Source organism: Exiguobacterium oxidotolerans JCM 12280 (assembly GCF_000702625.1).
Lineage (GTDB): Bacteria > Bacillota > Bacilli > Exiguobacteriales > Exiguobacteriaceae > Exiguobacterium_A > Exiguobacterium_A oxidotolerans.
This window is the reverse complement of the sequence record NZ_JNIS01000001.1, coordinates 1,644,944-1,666,912: the sequence shown is the minus strand read 5'-3', so window position 1 is coordinate 1,666,912 and position 21,969 is coordinate 1,644,944. Positions and strand designations below refer to the sequence as shown.

The following is a 21,969-nucleotide window of genomic DNA, read 5'->3' as shown; positions in this document are numbered from 1 at the left end:
TCCTTTAGTCTCAAATTCGCTTAATTAGTATACCTTATTCTTCGATTCGTTTCAGCAGAATCACAGCTTGGCACGCAATTCCTTCTTCACGCCCTGTAAACCCAAGCCATTCCGTCGTCGTCGCTTTGACATTGATCTGTTCGATGTCCGCTTCAAGCAGTTCCGCAATCCGCGCACGCATCGTATCGATGTACGGGCGTAATTTAGGCGCTTGTGCGATGACGGTCGCGTCTAAATTACTCAGTTCATACCCTTTACGTTTGACGAGCGCATAGACATGTTCGAGCAGTTTAGCGGAGTCCGCATCTTTGAACTCAGGATCGGTGTCCGGAAAATGTTTTCCGATATCCCCTTCTGCAATCGCTCCGAGTGCTGCATCCGCAATCGTATGCAACAAGACGTCCGCATCCGAGTGACCGAGTAATCCTTTCGTGTGGGGGATTTCAATCCCGCCTAAAATGAGTTTTCGATCTTCTGCGAATGCATGTACATCAAAACCTTGTCCAATTCGAATCATCGTTATTTCCCTCGTTTCATTAGGATCGCTTCACCAAACCATAAATCATCCGGTGTCGTCACTTTAATATTTTCATACTGACCGGTGACGAGTGTCACCTTTCCTCCGTCCCATTCTATCAAACTTGCATCATCTGTACCTAAATAGTGTTCTGCTGCTTTTTGATGGACGGTTCGGATCGTGTCGAGGTCGAAGGCTTGTGGTGTTTGAGCTGCCATCAGTTCGTCCCGCGGAACCGTTTCGACGATCGTCGCACCCGTTATCCGCTTGACGGTATCTTTGACCGGGACGGCGAGAATCGCTGCTTTGTGCTCGACTGCCGCCGCGACGACGGCATGAATCGCTGTCTGTTCGATGAACGGTCGGGCGCCGTCATGAATCAACACGATGCCGGGTGCTTCGATGACTTCGAGTCCGCGTAAGACACTTTCTTGTCGTTCCCGTCCTCCGGCAACAAGCCGGACTGGCGTTGCGTACCGGTCCGTCACTTGCTCAAACCAGACTTGTTCCGCCGGATTGATGGCAAGAATGATTTCTTCACATAAGGGATCGGCTTCAAACACATCGAGTGTCCACTCAATGATTGAACGGTCCCGTAACAGCAGCATCAGTTTATTGCGATCTGCGCCCATCCGTTTTCCGGCACCAGCTGCCGGAATGACGACGCGGTATGTCTGTTCTATCATGGCATTCCCTCTTTTCTCATAAGTAAAGACTGCCACAAATGTGGCAGTCCCTTATTTTTCTTGTGGCTTCGCAAAAATCATCCGTCCAGCAGATGTTTGAAGGACACTCGTCACGACAACACCGATCGTTTTCGAAATCAAGTGTTTACCACCTTCGACGACGACCATCGTGCCATCTTCGAGGTAAGCAATCCCTTGCTTTTGCTCTTTCCCTTCTTTGATGACAAGAACCGTCATCTCTTCACCCGGAATCACAACTTGCTTGACGGCATTTGCTAAATCATTGATGTTCAAGACGGGTACATTCCGGACTTCACACACTTTGTTCAAGTTGTAATCGTTCGTAACGACAATCCCTTTCATCAACTCTGCCAGCTTAATCAGTTTGATGTCGACTTCTGGTACATCCTCGAAGTCACCATCATAAATTTCAACTTCCATCCCAGGGATTGATTGGAGTTCTTTTAAGACGTCAAGCCCCCGGCGTCCACGATTTCGTTTTAATGTATCCGATGAATCGGCGATGTATTGAAGTTCCCCAATCACGAATTGCGGAACGATCAATTTCCCTTCGACAAATCCAGTCTTCGCGATATCAGTGATCCGTCCATCGATGATAACACTCGTATCAAGTACTTTACTGTTTGATTTTGCCGCAACAACGGGTTCCGGTGTCGATTTTTTATCCGAGTTACTACTGTTTGATCGTAAAAAGATTTTCGTCAACTCATGCCGTTTGCGATATCCGACCGTAAAGCCGAGGTATCCGAATAAGGCAGTCGCGAAAATGGTTAAGACATTACTAAGAAGCGGAATCCCGACAAGTTCGATCAACATGCTGACGAGAAATGCCATCACGAGACCTAGCAAGAGGCCAAATGTTCCAAAGAATAAGTCCGCAGCGGGCGCCTTCACTAGTTTTTCTTCTAAAAATCGGAGAAGTCGAATAACCGCATCCGTAATGAATAATCCAATTAATAAAAATATGAGTGCACCAATCGTTCCGGTTACGTATGTCGTCATCAACCATTCCGGGAAAGTCATCCCTGTCGCCGCTTCAATTAATTGAAATAATTGGGGCAATAACAAGACACCAAGCGCAAGACCGAGTAACGCGAAAAAGATTCGAATGATGATTTTCAATCTTCCCACCTCCTTCTATTATTTTAAGTTCATTGTAACATGTATTTATTTGAATCACCTACGCCTTAAGGTGGGGAAACTGTTTACATATCCATTACAGCCTCCCCATCTTTTCCTGCATTTCAGGCGTTTAAAACGGGATGGTTTCGCGTAACGCTTCGTCAACACTTTCGACACCGATGACCGTGATACCATCCGGATAGGTCCATCCTCCGAGATTATTTTTTGGAATGATGGCTCGTGTGAAGCCGAGCTTCGCAGCTTCTGCGACACGTTGCTCAATCCGTGAGACGCGGCGAACTTCTCCCGTCAATCCGACTTCACCAATGACGACGTCTGTCGGACGTGTCGGCTTGTCGCGAAAACTCGAGGCGATTGCGACACAGACTGCGAGGTCGATCGCTGGTTCATCGAGCTTGACGCCACCAGCTGCTTTCAAATAGGCATCTTGTGTCTGGAGCAGTAAACCAGATCGTTTCTCAAGCACGGCCATCAGCAAGGCGACTTTATTTTGGTCGATTCCTGTCGCCATCCGGCGCGGATTACCGAATGATGTAGGTGAAATCAAGGCTTGTAACTCAACTAAGACAGTCCGTGTCCCCTCCATCGAAGCAACGATTGTCGAACCCGATACACCGGACGTCCGCTCCTCAAGGAAGATTTCCGATGGATTCAAGACTTCTTCTAAACCAGACTCTCGCATTTCAAAGATTCCAATCTCGTTCGTCGAACCAAACCGGTTTTTGACGGCACGGAGAATCCGGAACGTATGGTGCCGTTCCCCTTCGAAGTACAGGACGGCATCGACCATGTGTTCGAGCAAACGGGGTCCGGCAATCGAACCTTGTTTCGTGACGTGACCGACGATGAAGATGGCAATGCCGCGACTCTTCGCGATTTTCATCAGCATCGCCGTACATTCACGTACTTGCGTGACGCTACCCGGGGCCGACTGAATCTCATCGATATAGACCGTTTGAATCGAGTCGATGATTAAAAAGCCTGGTTTTTCTTCGTCGACGACCCGCTCAATCATATTCATGTCCGTTTCACTGAGCACGAATAAGTCTTGCGTCGGTAAACCGAGCCGTTCAGCGCGGAGTTTCGTCTGTTTGAGCGATTCCTCACCTGAGATATAGAGGACTTTTTCGCCGCGTTGTGCAAGCCGGGCACTTGTCTGTAACAGAATCGTCGATTTCCCAATCCCCGGGTCACCTCCGACGAGGACCATCGATCCGGGCACAATCCCGCCGCCGAGCACACGATCGAATTCACTACTCCCCGTGAAGACACGACTTTCTTCTTGTGAGACGATATTTGCGAGGCGTTCCGGTTTCAATTGTTTCGTCGTCGTATGGACAAAAGCGGAACCGCGTCGTGCTTTCTTCTCCTCGACGACTTCTTCGACCATCGTATTCCATTCCCCACAGCCGGAGCAGCGTCCCATCCATTTCGGTGACTCCGTCCCACAGCTTTGGCAAACAAATTTCGTCTTCATTTTAGCCACTCTGTTCATCCTTTCTCTATCCAAGAAAAAGCCCAGCTTTCGCTTCGTACTTGCGAAAGCTGGACCCTGTTGATCACTTATTCTGTCGTTGCCGGTTCCACTTGGTGGCGGCGGACGATGAATTCATCGTTTTCTACATCAAGTGCAACACGTTCTCCTTTTTGAATGTCTCCCGCAAGCAATGCTTCCGACAAACGATCCTCAGCTTCTCGTTGAAGTGCACGACGGATTGGGCGAGCTCCGTATTCTGGGTCGTATCCGATGTCGGCAATCTTCGAAAGCGCGGCAGGTGTCAATTCAAAGTGAACCTGTTGTTCCGCAAGGCGTTTTTCGAGAGTCTTCGCCATGAGTTTGACGATCTCTTCGATGTGTTTTTTCTCAAGTGAGTGGAAGACGATCGTTTCGTCAATCCGGTTCAAGAACTCTGGACGGAAGGCTCTTTTCAACTCATCCATCACTTTCCCCTTCATGTCTTTGTATTCGCGGTCCGTATCGTCCGACACTGCGAACCCGACGTACTTGTTCCGTTTAAGGGCACTTGCACCGACGTTCGACGTCATGACGATGATTGTATTACGGAAATCGACTGTCCGACCTTTTGAATCCGTAAGACGTCCATCATCGAGCACTTGAAGCAAGATGTTGAAGACTTCAGGGTGAGCTTTTTCAATTTCATCAAGCAAGATGACGGAGTATGGTTTACGGCGTACTTTTTCTGTCAATTGACCGCCTTCTTCATACCCGACATACCCTGGAGGTGAGCCGACGAGACGACTTGTCGCATGTTTCTCCATGTATTCTGACATGTCGATTCGGATGATGGCATCCTCGTCACCAAACATCGATTCTGCGACGGCACGGGCAAGTTCCGTTTTACCGACACCCGTTGGACCAAGGAAGATGAATGAACCGATTGGACGTTTAGGATCTTTGAGTCCAGCACGTGCGCGACGGATTGCTTTTGAGATTGATTTGACCGCTTCATTTTGACCGATGACCCGACTATGAAGAATTTCTTCGAGACGGAGCAGACGATCGGTTTCTTCTTCAGCGATTTTCGTTACCGGTACGCCCGTCCAGCTCGCGACGACCTGCGCGATATCATCTTTTGTGACTTCAAGCTTTTCATTGCCTTGTTTGTTCTGCCATTCTTCTTTTAAGCGCTCGAGCTCATCGCGAAGTTTTTGCTCTGTGTCGCGTAAGCTTGCTGCTTTTTCGAATTCTTGGCTTTGGACGGCTTCGTCTTTATCTTTTCGGATGCCTTCAAGTTTTGCTTCGACTTCTTTTAGGTTCGGTGGTGCTGTATATGAACGAAGACGAACTTTTGAAGCCGCTTCGTCAATCAAGTCGATTGCTTTATCCGGTAGGAAACGGTCCGAGATGTAACGGTCAGAAAGCGTCACCGCTTCTTGAATCGCTTCATCCGTGATCGTGACACGGTGGTGGGCTTCATAACGGTCGCGAAGACCAAATAAGATTTGTGTTGCTTCGTTCGCTGTTGGTTCAGCAACTTGAATCGGTTGGAAACGACGCTCAAGCGCTGCATCTTTTTCGATATATTTACGGTATTCGTCAAGTGTCGTCGCACCGATACATTGGAGTTCACCACGCGCAAGCGATGGTTTTAGAATATTCGACGCATCGATTGCGCCTTCTGCTCCACCTGCACCAATCAATGTGTGCAATTCATCGATGAAGAGAATGATATTTCCAGCTTGACGGATTTCATCCATGACCTTTTTCAAACGATCTTCGAACTCACCCCGGTATTTTGTCCCGGCGACGAGCGTCCCCATGTCGAGAACCATGACGCGTTTATTCCGTAAAGTCTCCGGCACTTCATTGTTGATGATTTGTTGTGCGAGTCCTTCAACGACGGCCGTTTTACCAACACCCGGCTCTCCGATCAAGACCGGGTTGTTTTTCGTCCGACGACTCAAGACTTCGATGACACGTTGAATTTCTTTTGCGCGTCCGATGACTGGGTCGAGACGTGTCTCACGTGCTTGTTGCGTCAAGTCGCGAGCCAAGCCATCAAGCGTTGGTGTCGCGACGCCTGAGCCAGCTTGTGACGCGTTAGCCGTCGTTTCGCTGTTCCCAAGTAGTTGCAATACTTGCTGACGTGCTTTAGAAAGACTGATTCCAAGGTTGTTCAAAACGCGTGCTGCAACACCTTCACCTTCACGAATCAAGCCGAGTAAAAGGTGTTCCGTGCCAACATACGAATGACCGAGCTTACGTGCTTCATCCATCGAGAGTTCGATGACTTTTTTCGCGCGCGGCGTATAGTGAATTGTCGTCGCACCATCTTGTCCACGACCGATCAATGCTTCAACTTCCATTTGAATTTTATCTGAACTGAGTCCGAGGGCTGTTAAAGCTTTCGCAGCAATCCCGTCTCCTTCACGTACAAGTCCGAGTAAAATATGTTCTGTCCCGATATTATGGTGTCCGAGTCGTACCGCTTCTTCCTGTGCAAGTGCGAGTACGCGTTGGGCACGTTCTGTGAATCGTCCAAACATCATTACGCAAAACCTCCTTGTGTGTGATCCCTGTGTTTCTGTTCGGTTAACATCTGACGAATCACATTCGCTCGCTCGATGTCCCGTTCTCTTGTTGTTAATTGATTCCCGAAATGCTTTTGTAGAAAACCTGTTTGTAAGGATACAAGTAAATGATGGAACACATTCGGTGCGAGATTGACATCTAGACCTAGCCCATCTGCTAAGCGAACATCGGATAGACGTTCTGTTGCTTCTCGCGCCGTAATTAAACGAGCGGATGTTAAAATGCCATACGACCGGTATAACCGGTCTTCTAGTTCTTCTTGATACATCTCCAATAATCCTTTTCTTGCGGCCTGTTCTGCCTCAATTAATGCTTCAACAGCAAAAAGATAATCTGTAATCAACATATCTTCACTCGCTCCAAGAGTCCGTTGATTCGACAGTTGAAACATCCGCCCTGAGGCGTCGCTGCCTTCGCCATACCGACCACGAATCGCAAAACCAAGCTGTCTCAAGTGTTTGACGTATCCTTGAATTTGATTCGTCAAGACAAGTCCAGGTAGATGTAGCATGACAGAAGCGCGAAGTCCTGTCCCGACATTGCTTGGACAGGTCGTCAAATAACCAAGTGTATCATCAAAGGCAATCTTAAAACGTTCACTAATCAATTGATCGACTTGTTTCGCGATCCGAAAAGCTTCTTCGAGTTGTAGACCTGGAAACAACGTTTGAATCCGAAAATGATCTTCTTCATTCACCATAACGCTAATCTGTTCATCTTCACTAATGAACAATCCCGTCCGTGGATGGGATGCAAGTGCAGGACTGATTAAATGTTTTTCCACTAAAGCAGTCCGCGTCAACGCATCCGCCTGGTCGACCCGTCCAAAACGGAATCCTTTTAGCCCACTCAACTGGCGTTCCGTTTCATCAATCAGTTCATTCGCCTCTTTTTCCGATAGCATCGTCGAGAACGGATACTGCATTGCATTTCGAGCTAAACGAATCCGTGTCGAGACGACGATGTCATCATAAGGGGCTTGTTGGTTCATTTTCTCACTTAAAGGATGCGTCAATAATTCTTCAAACATGGCGCAAATCCTCCTCGACGCTAACAATCTGTCGTTTAATCAGTTCAGCTTCTTCGTAATCTTCTGACAAGACCTTCCGATTGAGTTGTTCTTTTAACCGGCTTAACTGTTGCTTCAAACGCTTTTCGACTGATTCTTCATCAGGGCGTGATCCATAATGTTTGGAGTGGCCATGCTGGAATTGACGGACCATTCCATCGACTTCCGCTTTGAACACGGTATAACAAGTCGCACAACCTACTTTTCTCAAATGCAACAACTGTTGTCGTGTCATACCACAAGAAGGACATGTTGTACCTTGATACTCGCGCGCAAGCTCTCGGACACATTCAGAACATAAAACACGTTCTGCTCCTTCCGTTTCTTGTGGAAGTTTGACACGTACGATTGCCTCGCGCTCTAAACAACGTTGACATCGCATATGGCATTCCTCCAATGCTACAATCGCTTGATGGTTTGGAGAAGTGATTGCATCAGATGCGCTCGCATCCGGTGTTGAACTTCTACCTCCATCGGTAAACTTTCTTTTCGTAACAATGCTTGGATGATAATCGCTTCACGTCGCGTTAATAATTGTTCATTCATTAATCGAATCAAATAATCTTCAGCAGCCTGTTCGGTTAATTGATCACCGACCCAGGCACTCATCTCGTCTAAGAGATCGTGACTATCTAGCAAAACGATTTTCTGAATCCGGATATACCCTCCACCACCACGCTTACTTTCGACAAAATAGCCTTTTTCGACTGTAAAACGTGTGTTGATGACATAATTGATTTGGGAAGGGACACAATCAAAACGCTGGGCAATTTCTTGACGTTTGATTTCAACTTTTGTTTCATCATTTAAGATTTGTTTTAAATAGGCTTCGATGATATCTGTGATGTTTTGCATGGGCACCACCTCTCTGACCATCTTTGACTATTGTTTGATTTAATAGTAATCATCTTAAAAGTGAATTGCAAATAATTTAACTCTAAATGAACATACACAAAAAGACCGACCTGCAAGATGCAGATCGGTCCTTTTCAATTGCCTGGCAACGTCCTATCCTCACAGGGGGAAGCCCCCAACTACTTTCGGCGTTCAAGTGCTTAACTTCCGTGTTCGGCATGGGAACGGGTGTGACCACTTGGCTATCGTCACCAGACGACGGGCTCGCGCCCTCAAAACTGAAGTCATCAACAATCATCTGCTAGAACAAGGCCTCGACCGATTAGTATCACTCAGCTCCGCATGTCACCATGCTTCCACCCGTGACCTATCTACCTCATCGTCTCTGAGGGGTCTTTCTTGATTACTCAAAGGGAAATCTCATCTTGGAGGGGGCTTCATGCTTAGATGCTTTCAGCATTTATCCCGTCCGCACGTAGCTACCCAGCGATGCTCCTGGCGGAACAACTGGTACACCAGCGGTGCGTCCATCCCGGTCCTCTCGTACTAAGGACAGCTCTCCTCAAATTTCCTGCGCCCACGACGGATAGGGACCGAACTGTCTCACGACGTTCTGAACCCAGCTCGCGTACCGCTTTAATGGGCGAACAGCCCAACCCTTGGGACCTACTCCAGCCCCAGGATGCGATGAGCCGACATCGAGGTGCCAAACCTCCCCGTCGATGTGGACTCTTGGGGGAGATCAGCCTGTTATCCCCAGGGTAGCTTTTATCCGTTGAGCGATGGCCCTTCCATGCGGAACCACCGGATCACTAAGCCCGACTTTCGTCCCTGCTCGACTTGTAGGTCTCGCAGTCAAGCTCCCTTCTGCCTTTGCGCTCTACGAATGATTTCCAACCATTCTGAGGGAACCTTTGGGCGCCTCCGTTACTGTTTAGGAGGCGACCGCCCCAGTCAAACTACCCGCCTGACACGGTCCTCCAGCCGGATTACGGCTGCGAGTTAGAGACTCTATGCATGAAGGGCGGTATCCCAAGGGTGACTCCTCCGAAGCTGGCGCTCCGGTCTCGACGTCTCCCGCCTATCCTGTACATCATGCACAAAGCCTCAATATCAGGCTGTAGTAAAGCTCCATGGGGTCTTTCCGTCCTGTCGCGGGTAACCTGCATCTTCACAGGTACTATGATTTCACCGGGTCTCTCGTTGAGACAGTGCCCAAATCGTTACGCCTTTCGTGCGGGTCGGAACTTACCCGACAAGGAATTTCGCTACCTTAGGACCGTTATAGTTACGGCCGCCGTTTACTGGGGCTTCGGTTCAAAGCTTCGCTTGCGCTAACCCATCCCCTTAACCTTCCAGCACCGGGCAGGCGTCAGCCCCTATACGTCATCTTGCGATTTAGCAGAGACCTGTGTTTTTGCTAAACAGTCGTTTGGGCCTATTCACTGCGGCTCTACTCATGTAGAGCGTCCCTTCTCCCGAAGTTACGGGACCATTTTGCCGAGTTCCTTAACGAGAGTTATCCCGCGCGTCTTAGAATTCTCATCCCGCCTACCTGTGTCGGTTTACGGTACTGGCACCTTCCACCTCACTAGAGGCTTTTCTTGGCAGTGTGAAATCGTGACCTTCGTCCCTAGGGGACTCCGCATCGTTCCTCGATCTTGGTGCCTGACGGATTTGCCAATCAGACGATCTCGAAACTTACACATGCACTTCCATCCGCATGCGTCACTATCCTCCTGCGTCCCCCCATTGTTCAAACGGTGGATCGGTGGTACAGGAATATCAACCTGTTATCCATCGCCTACGCCTTTCGGCCTCGGCTTAGGTCCAGACTAACCCTGAGCGGACGAGCCTTCCTCAGGAAACCTTGGGCTTTCGACGGAGGGGATTCTCACCCCTCTTTTCGCTACTCACACCGGCATTCTCACTTCCAAACGCTCCACTGCTCCTTACGGTACAGCTTCACAGCGGTTTGGAACGCTCCCCTACCATTCCTTACGGAATCCGCAGCTTCGGTGGTATGTTTAGCCCCGTTACATTTTCGGCGCGGCGCCACTCGACTAGTGAGCTATTACGCACTCTTTGAATGGTGGCTGCTTCTAAGCCAACATCCTAGCTGTCTAGGCAGCGCCACATCCTTTTCCACTTAACATACACTTTGGGACCTTAGCTGGCGGTCTGGGCTGTTTCCCTCTTGACTACGGATCTTATCACTCGCAGTCTGACTCCCGAGTATAAGTTGCCGGCATTCGGAGTTTAACTGAATTCGGTAACCCTGTGGGGGCCCCTAGTCCAATCAGTGCTCTACCTCCGGAACTCTCAACCTCGAGGCTAGCCCTAAAGCTATTTCGGGGAGAACCAGCTATCTCCAGGTTCGATTGGCATTTCACCGCTACCCACACCTCATCCCCGCACTTTTCAACGTGCGTGGGTTCGGACCTCCAGTCAGTGTTACCTGACCTTCATCCTGGACATGGGTAGATCACCTGGTTTCGGGTCTACGACAACGCACTATGGCGCCCTATTCAGACTCGCTTTCGCTACGGCTCCGCCTCATCAGCTTAACCTCGCGCGCTATCGTAACTCGCCGGTTCATTCTACAAAAGGCACGCCATCACCCATTAACGGGCTCTGACTACTTGTAGGCATACGGTTTCAGGATCTATTTCACTCCCCTTCCGGGGTGCTTTTCACCTTTCCCTCACGGTACTGGTTCACTATCGGTCACTAGGGAGTATTTAGCCTTGGGAGATGGTCCTCCCGGATTCCGACGGGGTTTCACGTGTCCCGCCGTACTCAGGATCCACTCTGGAGGGAAAACAGTTTCAGCTACAGGGCTGTCACCTTCTTCGGCCGACCTTTCCAGGTCATTCACCTACTGTCTTCCTTTTTGACTCCGTATAGAGTGTCCTACAACCCCGGAGAGCATGCTCTCCGGTTTGGGCTGTTCCCGTTTCGCTCGCCGCTACTCAGGGAATCGCATTTGCTTTCTCTTCCTCCGGGTACTTAGATGTTTCAGTTCCCCGGGTCTGCCTCACGCTACACTATGTATTCATGTAACATGTCCCATCCCATTACGGATGGTGGGTTCCCCCATTCGGAAATCCTCGGATCAAAGCATACTTACTGCTCCCCGAAGCATATCGCTGTTCGTCGCGTCCTTCATCGGCTCCTAGTGCCAAGGCATCCACCGTACGCCCTTCATACCTTGATCTAGCATTTTGGTATTCTAAGAACACACGTCTAATGACATGGTTATAAAAAATTTGATGTCTTGTTGATGTCTTCAGTTTTCAAGGTGCGAGTGTCTCTTACGAGACTGAGAGACGAGCTCTCAAAACTGAACGATGGGCATGTCCCTTACGGGACGTTTTCCTTAGAAAGGAGGTGATCCAGCCGCACCTTCCGATACGGCTACCTTGTTACGACTTCACCCCAATCATCTACCCCACCTTCGACGGCTGGCTCCTTGCGGTTACCTCACCGGCTTCGGGTGTTGCAAACTCTCGTGGTGTGACGGGCGGTGTGTACAAGACCCGGGAACGTATTCACCGCAGTATGCTGACCTGCGATTACTAGCGATTCCGACTTCATGCAGGCGAGTTGCAGCCTGCAATCCGAACTGGGAACGGCTTTCTGGGATTGGCTCCACCTCGCGGTCTCGCTGCCCTTTGTACCGTCCATTGTAGCACGTGTGTAGCCCAACTCATAAGGGGCATGATGATTTGACGTCATCCCCACCTTCCTCCGGTTTGTCACCGGCAGTCTCCCTAGAGTGCCCAACTAAATGCTGGCAACTAAGGATAGGGGTTGCGCTCGTTGCGGGACTTAACCCAACATCTCACGACACGAGCTGACGACAACCATGCACCACCTGTCACCCTTGTCCCCGAAGGGAAAACTTGATCTCTCAAGTGGTCAAGGGGATGTCAAGAGTTGGTAAGGTTCTTCGCGTTGCTTCGAATTAAACCACATGCTCCACCGCTTGTGCGGGTCCCCGTCAATTCCTTTGAGTTTCAGCCTTGCGGCCGTACTCCCCAGGCGGAGTGCTTAATGCGTTAGCTTCAGCACTGAGGGGCGGAAACCCCCCAACACCTAGCACTCATCGTTTACGGCGTGGACTACCAGGGTATCTAATCCTGTTTGCTCCCCACGCTTTCGCGCCTCAGCGTCAGTTACAGACCAAAGAGTCGCCTTCGCCACTGGTGTTCCTCCACATCTCTACGCATTTCACCGCTACACATGGAATTCCACTCTTCTCTTCTGTACTCAAGCCTTCCAGTTTCCAATGACCCTCCCCGGTTGAGCCGGGGGCTTTCACATCAGACTTAAAAGGCCGCCTGCGCGCGCTTTACGCCCAATAATTCCGGACAACGCTTGCCACCTACGTATTACCGCGGCTGCTGGCACGTAGTTAGCCGTGGCTTTCTCGCAAGGTACCGTCAGGATACGAGCATTACCTCTCGTATCTGTTCTTCCCTTACAACAGAGTTTTACGATCCGAAAACCTTCATCACTCACGCGGCGTTGCTCCATCAGACTTTCGTCCATTGTGGAAGATTCCCTACTGCTGCCTCCCGTAGGAGTCTGGGCCGTGTCTCAGTCCCAGTGTGGCCGATCACCCTCTCAGGTCGGCTATGCATCGTCGCCTTGGTAGGCCATTACCCCACCAACTAGCTAATGCACCGCAAGGCCATCTCAAGGTGACGCCGGAGCGCCTTTCATCATCGAACCATGCGGTCCGAAGAACTATCCGGTATTAGCTCCGATTTCTCGGAGTTATCCCAATCCTTGAGGCAGGTTCCTTACGTGTTACTCACCCGTCCGCCGCTCATTCCACTTGCTTCCCTCCGAAGAGTTCCGCGAGCTTCCTGCGCTCGACTTGCATGTATTAGGCACGCCGCCAGCGTTCGTCCTGAGCCAGGATCAAACTCTCCATAAAGTGTTTGACTTGCTCGTTGTTGTGACTAAAAGTCACGTTGACGAAGCTTGCGCTTCATTCATTGTTTGTATCCGAAGATACGTTTTTGCCTCATCGTTCAGTTTTCAAAGTTCGTCAAAGATAAAATTTGGTGGAGCCTAGCGGGATCGAACCGCTGACCTCCTGCGTGCAAGGCAGGCGCTCTCCCAGCTGAGCTAAGGCCCCATTAAAGGGATTAAATTGAAGATGGTCGGGAAGACAGGATTCGAACCTGCGACCCCTTGGTCCCAAACCAAGTGCTCTACCAAGCTGAGCTACTTCCCGAAAAAGTGCACCCTGAGAGATTCGAACTCCCGACCCCTTGATTCGTAGTCAAGTACTCTATCCAGCTGAGCTAAGGGTGCGGGGTATAATGGATCAAACAGTTATTAAAATTAAAAAATGGTACCGAGGGCCGGAATCGAACCGGCACGGGGAAACCCCCGCAGGATTTTAAGTCCTGTGCGTCTACCAGTTCCGCCACCCCGGCAGGGTTTTAAAGGTAGAACCTAAATTCTGGTTAAGAATCTTCGGTGATATTCAAATGAAAATGGTGCCGGCAACAGGAGTCGAACCCGCGACCTACTGATTACAAGTCAGTTGCTCTACCAGCTGAGCTACACCGGCAAGTGTAAATAAAAATGGTGGAGGATGACGGGATCGAACCGCCGACCCTCTGCTTGTAAGGCAGATGCTCTCCCAGCTGAGCTAATCCTCCATATGTACGCCTGGCAGCGTCCTATCCTCACAGGGGGAAGCCCCCAACTACTTTCGGCGTTCAAGTGCTTAACTTCCGTGTTCGGCATGGGAACGGGTGTGACCACTTGGCTATCGCCACCAGACATCTATTATCTTAACATTATGTTTCCATAACGTCAAGCACTTTTTTTGAAAGGCTCGCGCCCTCAAAACTGAAGTCATCAACAATCATCTGCTAGAACAAGGCCTCGACCGATTAGTATCACTCAGCTCCGCATGTCACCATGCTTCCACCCGTGACCTATCTACCTCATCGTCTCTGAGGGGTCTTTCTTGATTACTCAAAGGGAAATCTCATCTTGGAGGGGGCTTCATGCTTAGATGCTTTCAGCATTTATCCCGTCCGCACGTAGCTACCCAGCGATGCTCCTGGCGGAACAACTGGTACACCAGCGGTGCGTCCATCCCGGTCCTCTCGTACTAAGGACAGCTCTCCTCAAATTTCCTGCGCCCACGACGGATAGGGACCGAACTGTCTCACGACGTTCTGAACCCAGCTCGCGTACCGCTTTAATGGGCGAACAGCCCAACCCTTGGGACCTACTCCAGCCCCAGGATGCGATGAGCCGACATCGAGGTGCCAAACCTCCCCGTCGATGTGGACTCTTGGGGGAGATCAGCCTGTTATCCCCAGGGTAGCTTTTATCCGTTGAGCGATGGCCCTTCCATGCGGAACCACCGGATCACTAAGCCCGACTTTCGTCCCTGCTCGACTTGTAGGTCTCGCAGTCAAGCTCCCTTCTGCCTTTGCGCTCTACGAATGATTTCCAACCATTCTGAGGGAACCTTTGGGCGCCTCCGTTACTGTTTAGGAGGCGACCGCCCCAGTCAAACTACCCGCCTGACACGGTCCTCCAGCCGGATTACGGCTGCGAGTTAGAGACTCTATGCATGAAGGGCGGTATCCCAAGGGTGACTCCTCCGAAGCTGGCGCTCCGGTCTCGACGTCTCCCGCCTATCCTGTACATCATGCACAAAGCCTCAATATCAGGCTGTAGTAAAGCTCCATGGGGTCTTTCCGTCCTGTCGCGGGTAACCTGCATCTTCACAGGTACTATGATTTCACCGGGTCTCTCGTTGAGACAGTGCCCAAATCGTTACGCCTTTCGTGCGGGTCGGAACTTACCCGACAAGGAATTTCGCTACCTTAGGACCGTTATAGTTACGGCCGCCGTTTACTGGGGCTTCGGTTCAAAGCTTCGCTTGCGCTAACCCATCCCCTTAACCTTCCAGCACCGGGCAGGCGTCAGCCCCTATACGTCATCTTGCGATTTAGCAGAGACCTGTGTTTTTGCTAAACAGTCGTTTGGGCCTATTCACTGCGGCTCTACTCATGTAGAGCGTCCCTTCTCCCGAAGTTACGGGACCATTTTGCCGAGTTCCTTAACGAGAGTTATCCCGCGCGTCTTAGAATTCTCATCCCGCCTACCTGTGTCGGTTTACGGTACTGGCACCTTCCACCTCACTAGAGGCTTTTCTTGGCAGTGTGAAATCGTGACCTTCGTCCCTAGGGGACTCCGCGTCGTTCCTCGATCTTGGTGCCTGACGGATTTGCCAATCAGACGATCTCGAAACTTACACATGCACTTCCATCCGCATGCGTCACTATCCTCCTGCGTCCCCCCATTGTTCAAACGGTGGATCGGTGGTACAGGAATATCAACCTGTTATCCATCGCCTACGCCTTTCGGCCTCGGCTTAGGTCCAGACTAACCCTGAGCGGACGAGCCTTCCTCAGGAAACCTTGGGCTTTCGACGGAGGGGATTCTCACCCCTCTTTTCGCTACTCACACCGGCATTCTCACTTCCAAACGCTCCACTGCTCCTTACGGTACAGCTTCACAGCGGTTTGGAACGCTCCCCTACCATTCCTTACGGAATCCGCAGCTTCGGTGGTATGTTTAGCCCCGTTACATTTTCGGCGCGGCGCCACTCGACTAGTGAGCTATTACGCACTCTTTGAATGGTGGCTGCTTCTAAGCCAACATCCTAGCTGTCTAGGCAGCGCCACATCCTTTTCCACTTAACATACACTTTGGGACCTTAGCTGGCGGTCTGGGCTGTTTCCCTCTTGACTACGGATCTTATCACTCGCAGTCTGACTCCCGAGTATAAGTTGCCGGCATTCGGAGTTTAACTGAATTCGGTAACCCTGTGGGGGCCCCTAGTCCAATCAGTGCTCTACCTCCGGAACTCTCAACCTCGAGGCTAGCCCTAAAGCTATTTCGGGGAGAACCAGCTATCTCCAGGTTCGATTGGCATTTCACCGCTACCCACACCTCATCCCCGCACTTTTCAACGTGCGTGGGTTCGGACCTCCAGTCAGTGTTACCTGACCTTCATCCTGGACATGGGTAGATCACCTGGTTTCGGGTCTACGACAACGCACTATGGCGCCCTATTCAGACTCGCTTTCGCTACGGCTCCGCCTCATCAGCTTAACCTCGCGCGCTATCGTAACTCGCCGGTTCATTCTACAAAAGGCACGCCATCACCCATTAACGGGCTCTGACTACTTGTAGGCATACGGTTTCAGGATCTATTTCACTCCCCTTCCGGGGTGCTTTTCACCTTTCCCTCACGGTACTGGTTCACTATCGGTCACTAGGGAGTATTTAGCCTTGGGAGATGGTCCTCCCGGATTCCGACGGGGTTTCACGTGTCCCGCCGTACTCAGGATCCACTCTGGAGGGAAAACAGTTTCAGCTACAGGGCTGTCACCTTCTTCGGCCGACCTTTCCAGGTCATTCACCTACTGTCTTCCTTTTTGACTCCGTATAGAGTGTCCTACAACCCCGGAGAGCATGCTCTCCGGTTTGGGCTGTTCCCGTTTCGCTCGCCGCTACTCAGGGAATCGCATTTGCTTTCTCTTCCTCCGGGTACTTAGATGTTTCAGTTCCCCGGGTCTGCCTCACGCTACACTATGTATTCATGTAACATGTCCCATCCCATTACGGATGGTGGGTTCCCCCATTCGGAAATCCTCGGATCAAAGCATACTTACTGCTCCCCGAAGCATATCGCTGTTCGTCGCGTCCTTCATCGGCTCCTAGTGCCAAGGCATCCACCGTACGCCCTTCATACCTTGATCTAGCATTTTGGTATTCTAAGAACACACGTCTAATGACATGGTTATAAAAAATTTGATGTCTTGTTGATGTCTTCAGTTTTCAAGGTGCGAGTGTCTCTTACGAGACTGAGAGACGAGCTCTCAAAACTGAACGATGGGCATGTCCCTTACGGGACGTTTTCCTTAGAAAGGAGGTGATCCAGCCGCACCTTCCGATACGGCTACCTTGTTACGACTTCACCCCAATCATCTACCCCACCTTCGACGGCTGGCTCCTTGCGGTTACCTCACCGGCTTCGGGTGTTGCAAACTCTCGTGGTGTGACGGGCGGTGTGTACAAGACCCGGGAACGTATTCACCGCAGTATGCTGACCTGCGATTACTAGCGATTCCGACTTCATGCAGGCGAGTTGCAGCCTGCAATCCGAACTGGGAACGGCTTTCTGGGATTGGCTCCACCTCGCGGTCTCGCTGCCCTTTGTACCGTCCATTGTAGCACGTGTGTAGCCCAACTCATAAGGGGCATGATGATTTGACGTCATCCCCACCTTCCTCCGGTTTGTCACCGGCAGTCTCCCTAGAGTGCCCAACTAAATGCTGGCAACTAAGGATAGGGGTTGCGCTCGTTGCGGGACTTAACCCAACATCTCACGACACGAGCTGACGACAACCATGCACCACCTGTCACCCTTGTCCCCGAAGGGAAAACTTGATCTCTCAAGCGGTCAAGGGGATGTCAAGAGTTGGTAAGGTTCTTCGCGTTGCTTCGAATTAAACCACATGCTCCACCGCTTGTGCGGGTCCCCGTCAATTCCTTTGAGTTTCAGCCTTGCGGCCGTACTCCCCAGGCGGAGTGCTTAATGCGTTAGCTTCAGCACTGAGGGGCGGAAACCCCCCAACACCTAGCACTCATCGTTTACGGCGTGGACTACCAGGGTATCTAATCCTGTTTGCTCCCCACGCTTTCGCGCCTCAGCGTCAGTTACAGACCAAAGAGTCGCCTTCGCCACTGGTGTTCCTCCACATCTCTACGCATTTCACCGCTACACATGGAATTCCACTCTTCTCTTCTGTACTCAAGCCTTCCAGTTTCCAATGACCCTCCCCGGTTGAGCCGGGGGCTTTCACATCAGACTTAAAAGGCCGCCTGCGCGCGCTTTACGCCCAATAATTCCGGACAACGCTTGCCACCTACGTATTACCGCGGCTGCTGGCACGTAGTTAGCCGTGGCTTTCTCGCAAGGTACCGTCAGGATACGAGCATTACCTCTCGTATCTGTTCTTCCCTTACAACAGAGTTTTACGATCCGAAAACCTTCATCACTCACGCGGCGTTGCTCCATCAGACTTTCGTCCATTGTGGAAGATTCCCTACTGCTGCCTCCCGTAGGAGTCTGGGCCGTGTCTCAGTCCCAGTGTGGCCGATCACCCTCTCAGGTCGGCTATGCATCGTCGCCTTGGTAGGCCATTACCCCACCAACTAGCTAATGCACCGCAAGGCCATCTCAAGGTGACGCCGGAGCGCCTTTCATCATCGAACCATGCGGTCCGAAGAACTATCCGGTATTAGCTCCGATTTCTCGGAGTTATCCCAATCCTTGAGGCAGGTTCCTTACGTGTTACTCACCCGTCCGCCGCTCATTCCACTTGCTTCCCTCCGAAGAGTTCCGCGAGCTTCCTGCGCTCGACTTGCATGTATTAGGCACGCCGCCAGCGTTCGTCCTGAGCCAGGATCAAACTCTCCATAAAGTGTTTGACTTGCTCGTTGTTGTGACTAAAAGTCACGTTGACGAAGCTTGCGCTTCATTCATTGTTTGTATCCGAAGATACGTTTTTTGCCTCATCGTTCAGTTTTCAAAGTTCGTCGTGTCGTTTTCAGCGACTTTAATATCTTACCAAGTTATCAACACAATTGTCAACAACTTTTTTTTGATATTTTTTTGGTGTGTCACAACCATTTGCGGCACAAGAAATAATATACCATGGCTTTTTCGATTGTACAAGCATTTTATTAGAAAAACATTTAAAAAGATTATTTACCCGTTTTATTGATGATTGATTCCAATCCATTACGTCTTTTCTAGACTTCATTTTTCATAATAAAGCTCCCTCTCTACTATATATAGAAGAAAGGGAGCATACGTGTTTGTTAGTTTTGTTGGTGGCGCATCGTCGGGAATAAGAGAACGTCACGAATCGATGGTGCATTCGTTAACAGCATGACAAGGCGATCGATTCCGATTCCAAGTCCACCCGTTGGCGGCATTCCATATTCCAATGCTTCGATGAAATCATTATCCATCTCGTGTGCTTCATCGTTCCCAGCTTCCTTTTCAACAAGCTGTGCTTCGAAACGTTCACGTTGGTCGATTGGATCGTTTAACTCCGTGAAGGCATTCGCATGTTCACGACGCACGATGAATAATTCGAAACGATCCGTAAAGCGTGGATCTTGCGGGTTTTTCTTCGCGAGTGGTGAAATTTCAACTGGGTGACCATAAACGAAAGTCGGTTGGACGAGCGTCTCCTCGATTTTTTGTTCGAAGAATTCATTTAAGATATGCCCCGTCGACATATGTGACTGGACTTCGATTCCGTGTTCATGGGCAAGTTCATGGGCCCGCTCTTTCGAAATATCATCAAAGAAATTGATTCCTGTCGCTTCCTTAACGAGATCTGCCATATGGGCACGTTTCCAACCAACCGTTAAATCGATGACATCTTCGCCATACGTAACCTTTGTTGTCCCAAGTACTTCTTGAGCGACGTGAGCAATCAGGTTTTCTGTTAAATCCATGATATCTTCATAGTCCGCATATGCTTCATACAACTCAATCATCGTGAATTCAGGGTTATGACGTGTTGAAATTCCTTCATTTCGGAAGACACGTCCGATTTCATAGACCTTCTCAAGACCACCGACGATCAGACGTTTTAGATGCAATTCAATCGCAATTCGCATGTAGAGCGTCATATCAAGAGCATTGTGGTGCGTGATGAACGGACGGGCAGATGCTCCACCCGCGATTGTGTGTAACATCGGTGTTTCGACTTCCAAGTAGCCGAGGCTATCGAGGTATTGACGAATTCCACGAATGACTTTACTCCGCGCGATGAATGTCTCACGTGATTCCGTATTCGTAATCAGGTCGAGATAACGTTGACGGTACCGTTGTTCCACATCTTTTAATCCATGATATTTATCTGGAAGTGGACGGAGTGCTTTCGTCAACAACGTAAACGACGTGACGTGAACCGACAACTCACCGACGTTCGTTTTAAAGACATATCCACTGATTCCGATGATATCACCTAAATCACATGTCTTATACACTTCATATGCTTCTTCTCCGACATCATCTTTCCGGACGTACAACTGAATTTGACCTGTAACATCTTGAACGTTCGTAAATCCAACTTTCCCTTTACGGCGCGTCGTCATGACACGTCCAGCGATTGCTACTTCCGGTTTTAATTCAGCTAATTCTTCTTTTTCGTTCTCGCCATAAGCAGCACGGATACTTGCCGTATCCGTCGATCGTTCAAAACGTGCACCAAACGGGTCGAGTCCTTGTTCACGCATCGCGTTCATCTTACCGAGACGCACCTGCATTTGATCATTCATTTCCATGTCCTGACTCACTGTATTCACTCCTTCTAAAAATTGTTCACGACGGTCTTCGTCCTTTTGCATCAAAAAGCTGCCGGCATGACCGACAGCCCGTTGAAAAAAACCGATTCGCTCATCTTTAATGCAATTAGCGTACCATAAAACGGGTAATCCCGACCATACTTTACATGTCACGCATGTACTGCGGTTGTTTCCAAGGTTTCGACATACTGACGTAACAACTCTTGAAGACCGGCATGAGTATCAATATCGAATAAGGCTTTTCGAACTTGTCCGTTTCCACTTAACCCTTTGAGATACCATGCGACATGGGTACGCATTTCACGAACGGCTAGTTTCTCACCTTTCAGTGCAACGAGGCGTGCCGCATGCAACAAGCAAATATCAATCTTTTCACGTGGTGTCGGCTCGGCTGGTAACGTCCCGGATTCGAGATACTGGATCGTCTGATAGAGCATCCAAGGATTGCCGAGCGCCGCCCGACCGATCATGACGCCATCTACCCCGATCTCATCAATCATCCGTTGCGCGTCTTGCGGCGTTTGCACATCACCGTTTCCGATGATCGGAATCTGCACTGCCCGCTTTGCTTCGCCGATGATGTTCCAGTCCGCAACACCCTCATACTTTTGCGAACGGGTCCGCCCGTGGATGGCCACAGCTTTCGCGCCACCCGCCTCCGCTGCGCGGACATTATCGACACAATAAATGTGATGGCTGTCCCACCCGGTCCGCATCTTCACCGTGACGGGTTTCTCGACCGCTTGCGATACAGCATGAACCATTTCATATACTTTATCGGGATCAAGCAACCATTTTGCACCAGCATCACACTTCGTTACTTTTGGAACGGGACAACCCATATTGATGTCAATGATATCCGCATTCGTGTTGGCATCGACATACTGTGCCGCTTGAACAAGCGTTTCCTTCGACCCGCCGTAAATCTGCAGACTGAGTGGCTTTTCGCGTTCGTCGACATACAACATCTCTAACGTCCGTTCATTTTCATATAAGATCCCTTTGTCGCTCACCATCTCCGCACAGACAAGTCCTGCCCCGAATTCTTTTGCGATCAAACGAAACGCAGGGTTGCAGACTCCCGCCATCGGAGCAAGAATGACGCGGTTGTTCAGTTCGACGTCCCCAATCTTAAAACCTGGCATGTTCATTCCTCCTCTCTTCTTCAATCCCTCTTTTG

Annotated in this window: 10 protein-coding genes, 6 tRNA genes and 6 rRNA genes; all 22 read right to left on the bottom strand. The window is 50.1% G+C overall.

All coding sequences use genetic code 11. The features are described from left to right. Positions 1–34: 34 nt before the first annotated feature. A complete protein-coding gene (gene ispF, locus P403_RS0108475; protein ID WP_029332239.1) occupies positions 35–517 on the bottom strand; it encodes a 2-C-methyl-D-erythritol 2,4-cyclodiphosphate synthase in 483 nt (160 codons plus the stop codon). Positions 518–519: 2 nt separating this feature from the next. Next, positions 520–1,203, bottom strand: a complete 684-nt coding sequence (gene ispD / locus P403_RS0108470; protein ID WP_029332238.1) for a 2-C-methyl-D-erythritol 4-phosphate cytidylyltransferase — start codon at positions 1,201–1,203, stop codon at positions 520–522. Positions 1,204–1,254: 51 nt separating this feature from the next. Continuing rightward, entirely contained in the window at positions 1,255–2,346 is a 1,092-nt protein-coding gene (locus P403_RS0108465) for a PIN/TRAM domain-containing protein (RefSeq protein WP_029332237.1), read from the bottom strand. Between the two features lie 130 nt (positions 2,347–2,476). Further along, the gene (gene radA, locus P403_RS0108460; RefSeq protein ID WP_029332236.1) at positions 2,477–3,853 is read right to left on the bottom strand and encodes a DNA repair protein RadA; all 1,377 of its coding nucleotides are present in this window, start codon (positions 3,851–3,853) and stop codon (positions 2,477–2,479) included. A 77-nt stretch (positions 3,854–3,930) separates the two neighbouring features. Next, positions 3,931–6,378 carry an ATP-dependent protease ATP-binding subunit ClpC gene (gene clpC / locus P403_RS0108455; RefSeq protein ID WP_029332235.1) on the bottom strand — a complete coding sequence of 816 codons (2,448 nt, stop codon included), beginning with the start codon at positions 6,376–6,378 and terminating at the stop codon, positions 3,931–3,933. Further along, complete coding sequence (locus P403_RS0108450; protein ID WP_029332234.1) at positions 6,378–7,451, bottom strand: ATP--guanido phosphotransferase; 1,074 nt, start codon at positions 7,449–7,451, stop codon at positions 6,378–6,380. Before P403_RS0108450 ends, clpC begins: the two co-directional genes overlap by 1 nt. Beyond that, a complete protein-coding gene (locus P403_RS0108445) occupies positions 7,444–7,872 on the bottom strand; it encodes a hypothetical protein (protein ID WP_029332233.1) in 429 nt (142 codons plus the stop codon). The genes P403_RS0108450 and P403_RS0108445 overlap by 8 nt, the downstream gene beginning before the upstream one ends. Before the next feature lie 17 nt (positions 7,873–7,889). Then, the gene (locus tag P403_RS0108440) at positions 7,890–8,345 is read right to left on the bottom strand and encodes a CtsR family transcriptional regulator (RefSeq protein ID WP_029332232.1); all 456 of its coding nucleotides are present in this window, start codon (positions 8,343–8,345) and stop codon (positions 7,890–7,892) included. A gap of 140 nt (positions 8,346–8,485) precedes the next feature. Next, positions 8,486–8,601, bottom strand: a 5S ribosomal RNA gene (rrf, locus tag P403_RS0108435). A gap of 46 nt (positions 8,602–8,647) precedes the next feature. After that, positions 8,648–11,562, bottom strand: a 23S ribosomal RNA gene (locus P403_RS0108430). A 166-nt stretch (positions 11,563–11,728) separates the two neighbouring features. Continuing rightward, positions 11,729–13,290, bottom strand: a 16S ribosomal RNA gene (locus P403_RS0108425). A 128-nt stretch (positions 13,291–13,418) separates the two neighbouring features. Then, positions 13,419–13,494, bottom strand: a tRNA-Ala gene (locus P403_RS0108420). Positions 13,495–13,516: 22 nt separating this feature from the next. Continuing rightward, positions 13,517–13,593: transfer RNA gene (locus tag P403_RS0108415), tRNA-Pro, on the bottom strand. A 6-nt stretch (positions 13,594–13,599) separates the two neighbouring features. Further along, positions 13,600–13,673, bottom strand: a tRNA-Arg gene (locus P403_RS0108410). 38 nt (positions 13,674–13,711) lie between these two features. Beyond that, positions 13,712–13,798: transfer RNA gene (locus P403_RS0108405), tRNA-Leu, on the bottom strand. Positions 13,799–13,859: 61 nt separating this feature from the next. Beyond that, positions 13,860–13,935, bottom strand: a tRNA-Thr gene (locus P403_RS0108400). Positions 13,936–13,950: 15 nt separating this feature from the next. Then, positions 13,951–14,026, bottom strand: a tRNA-Val gene (locus P403_RS0108395). An 8-nt stretch (positions 14,027–14,034) separates the two neighbouring features. Beyond that, a 5S ribosomal RNA gene (gene rrf / locus P403_RS0108390) occupies positions 14,035–14,150 on the bottom strand. A gap of 93 nt (positions 14,151–14,243) precedes the next feature. Continuing rightward, positions 14,244–17,158, bottom strand: a 23S ribosomal RNA gene (locus P403_RS0108385). A 166-nt stretch (positions 17,159–17,324) separates the two neighbouring features. After that, positions 17,325–18,886, bottom strand: a 16S ribosomal RNA gene (locus P403_RS0108380). The 16S, 23S and 5S rRNA genes sit together here with 6 tRNA genes alongside, the layout of an rRNA operon. A 400-nt stretch (positions 18,887–19,286) precedes the next feature. After that, positions 19,287–20,768 (bottom strand): lysine--tRNA ligase, encoded by a 1,482-nt coding sequence (lysS, locus tag P403_RS0108375; protein ID WP_200872416.1) that lies wholly within the window; start codon positions 20,766–20,768, stop codon positions 19,287–19,289. 170 nt (positions 20,769–20,938) lie between these two features. Beyond that, positions 20,939–21,934, bottom strand: a complete 996-nt coding sequence (gene dusB, locus P403_RS0108370) for a tRNA dihydrouridine synthase DusB (RefSeq protein ID WP_029332230.1) — start codon at positions 21,932–21,934, stop codon at positions 20,939–20,941. Positions 21,935–21,969: the final 35 nt, after the last annotated feature.

What these genes read in the sequence shown, in the direction of transcription:
- ispF (WP_029332239.1), bottom strand. Translation starts at nt 517, where the DNA reads ATGATTCGAATTGGACAAGGTTTTGATGTACATGCATTCGCAGAAGAT.
- ispD (WP_029332238.1), bottom strand. Translation starts at nt 1,203, where the DNA reads ATGATAGAACAGACATACCGCGTCGTCATTCCGGCAGCTGGTGCCGGA.
- clpC (WP_029332235.1), bottom strand. Translation starts at nt 6,378, where the DNA reads ATGATGTTTGGACGATTCACAGAACGTGCCCAACGCGTACTCGCACTT.
- P403_RS0108450 (WP_029332234.1), bottom strand. Translation starts at nt 7,451, where the DNA reads ATGTTTGAAGAATTATTGACGCATCCTTTAAGTGAGAAAATGAACCAA.
- P403_RS0108445 (WP_029332233.1), bottom strand. Translation starts at nt 7,872, where the DNA reads ATGCGATGTCAACGTTGTTTAGAGCGCGAGGCAATCGTACGTGTCAAA.
- P403_RS0108440 (WP_029332232.1), bottom strand. Translation starts at nt 8,345, where the DNA reads ATGCAAAACATCACAGATATCATCGAAGCCTATTTAAAACAAATCTTA.
- lysS (WP_200872416.1), bottom strand. Translation starts at nt 20,768, where the DNA reads ATGGAAATGAATGATCAAATGCAGGTGCGTCTCGGTAAGATGAACGCG.
- dusB (WP_029332230.1), bottom strand. Translation starts at nt 21,934, where the DNA reads ATGCCAGGTTTTAAGATTGGGGACGTCGAACTGAACAACCGCGTCATT.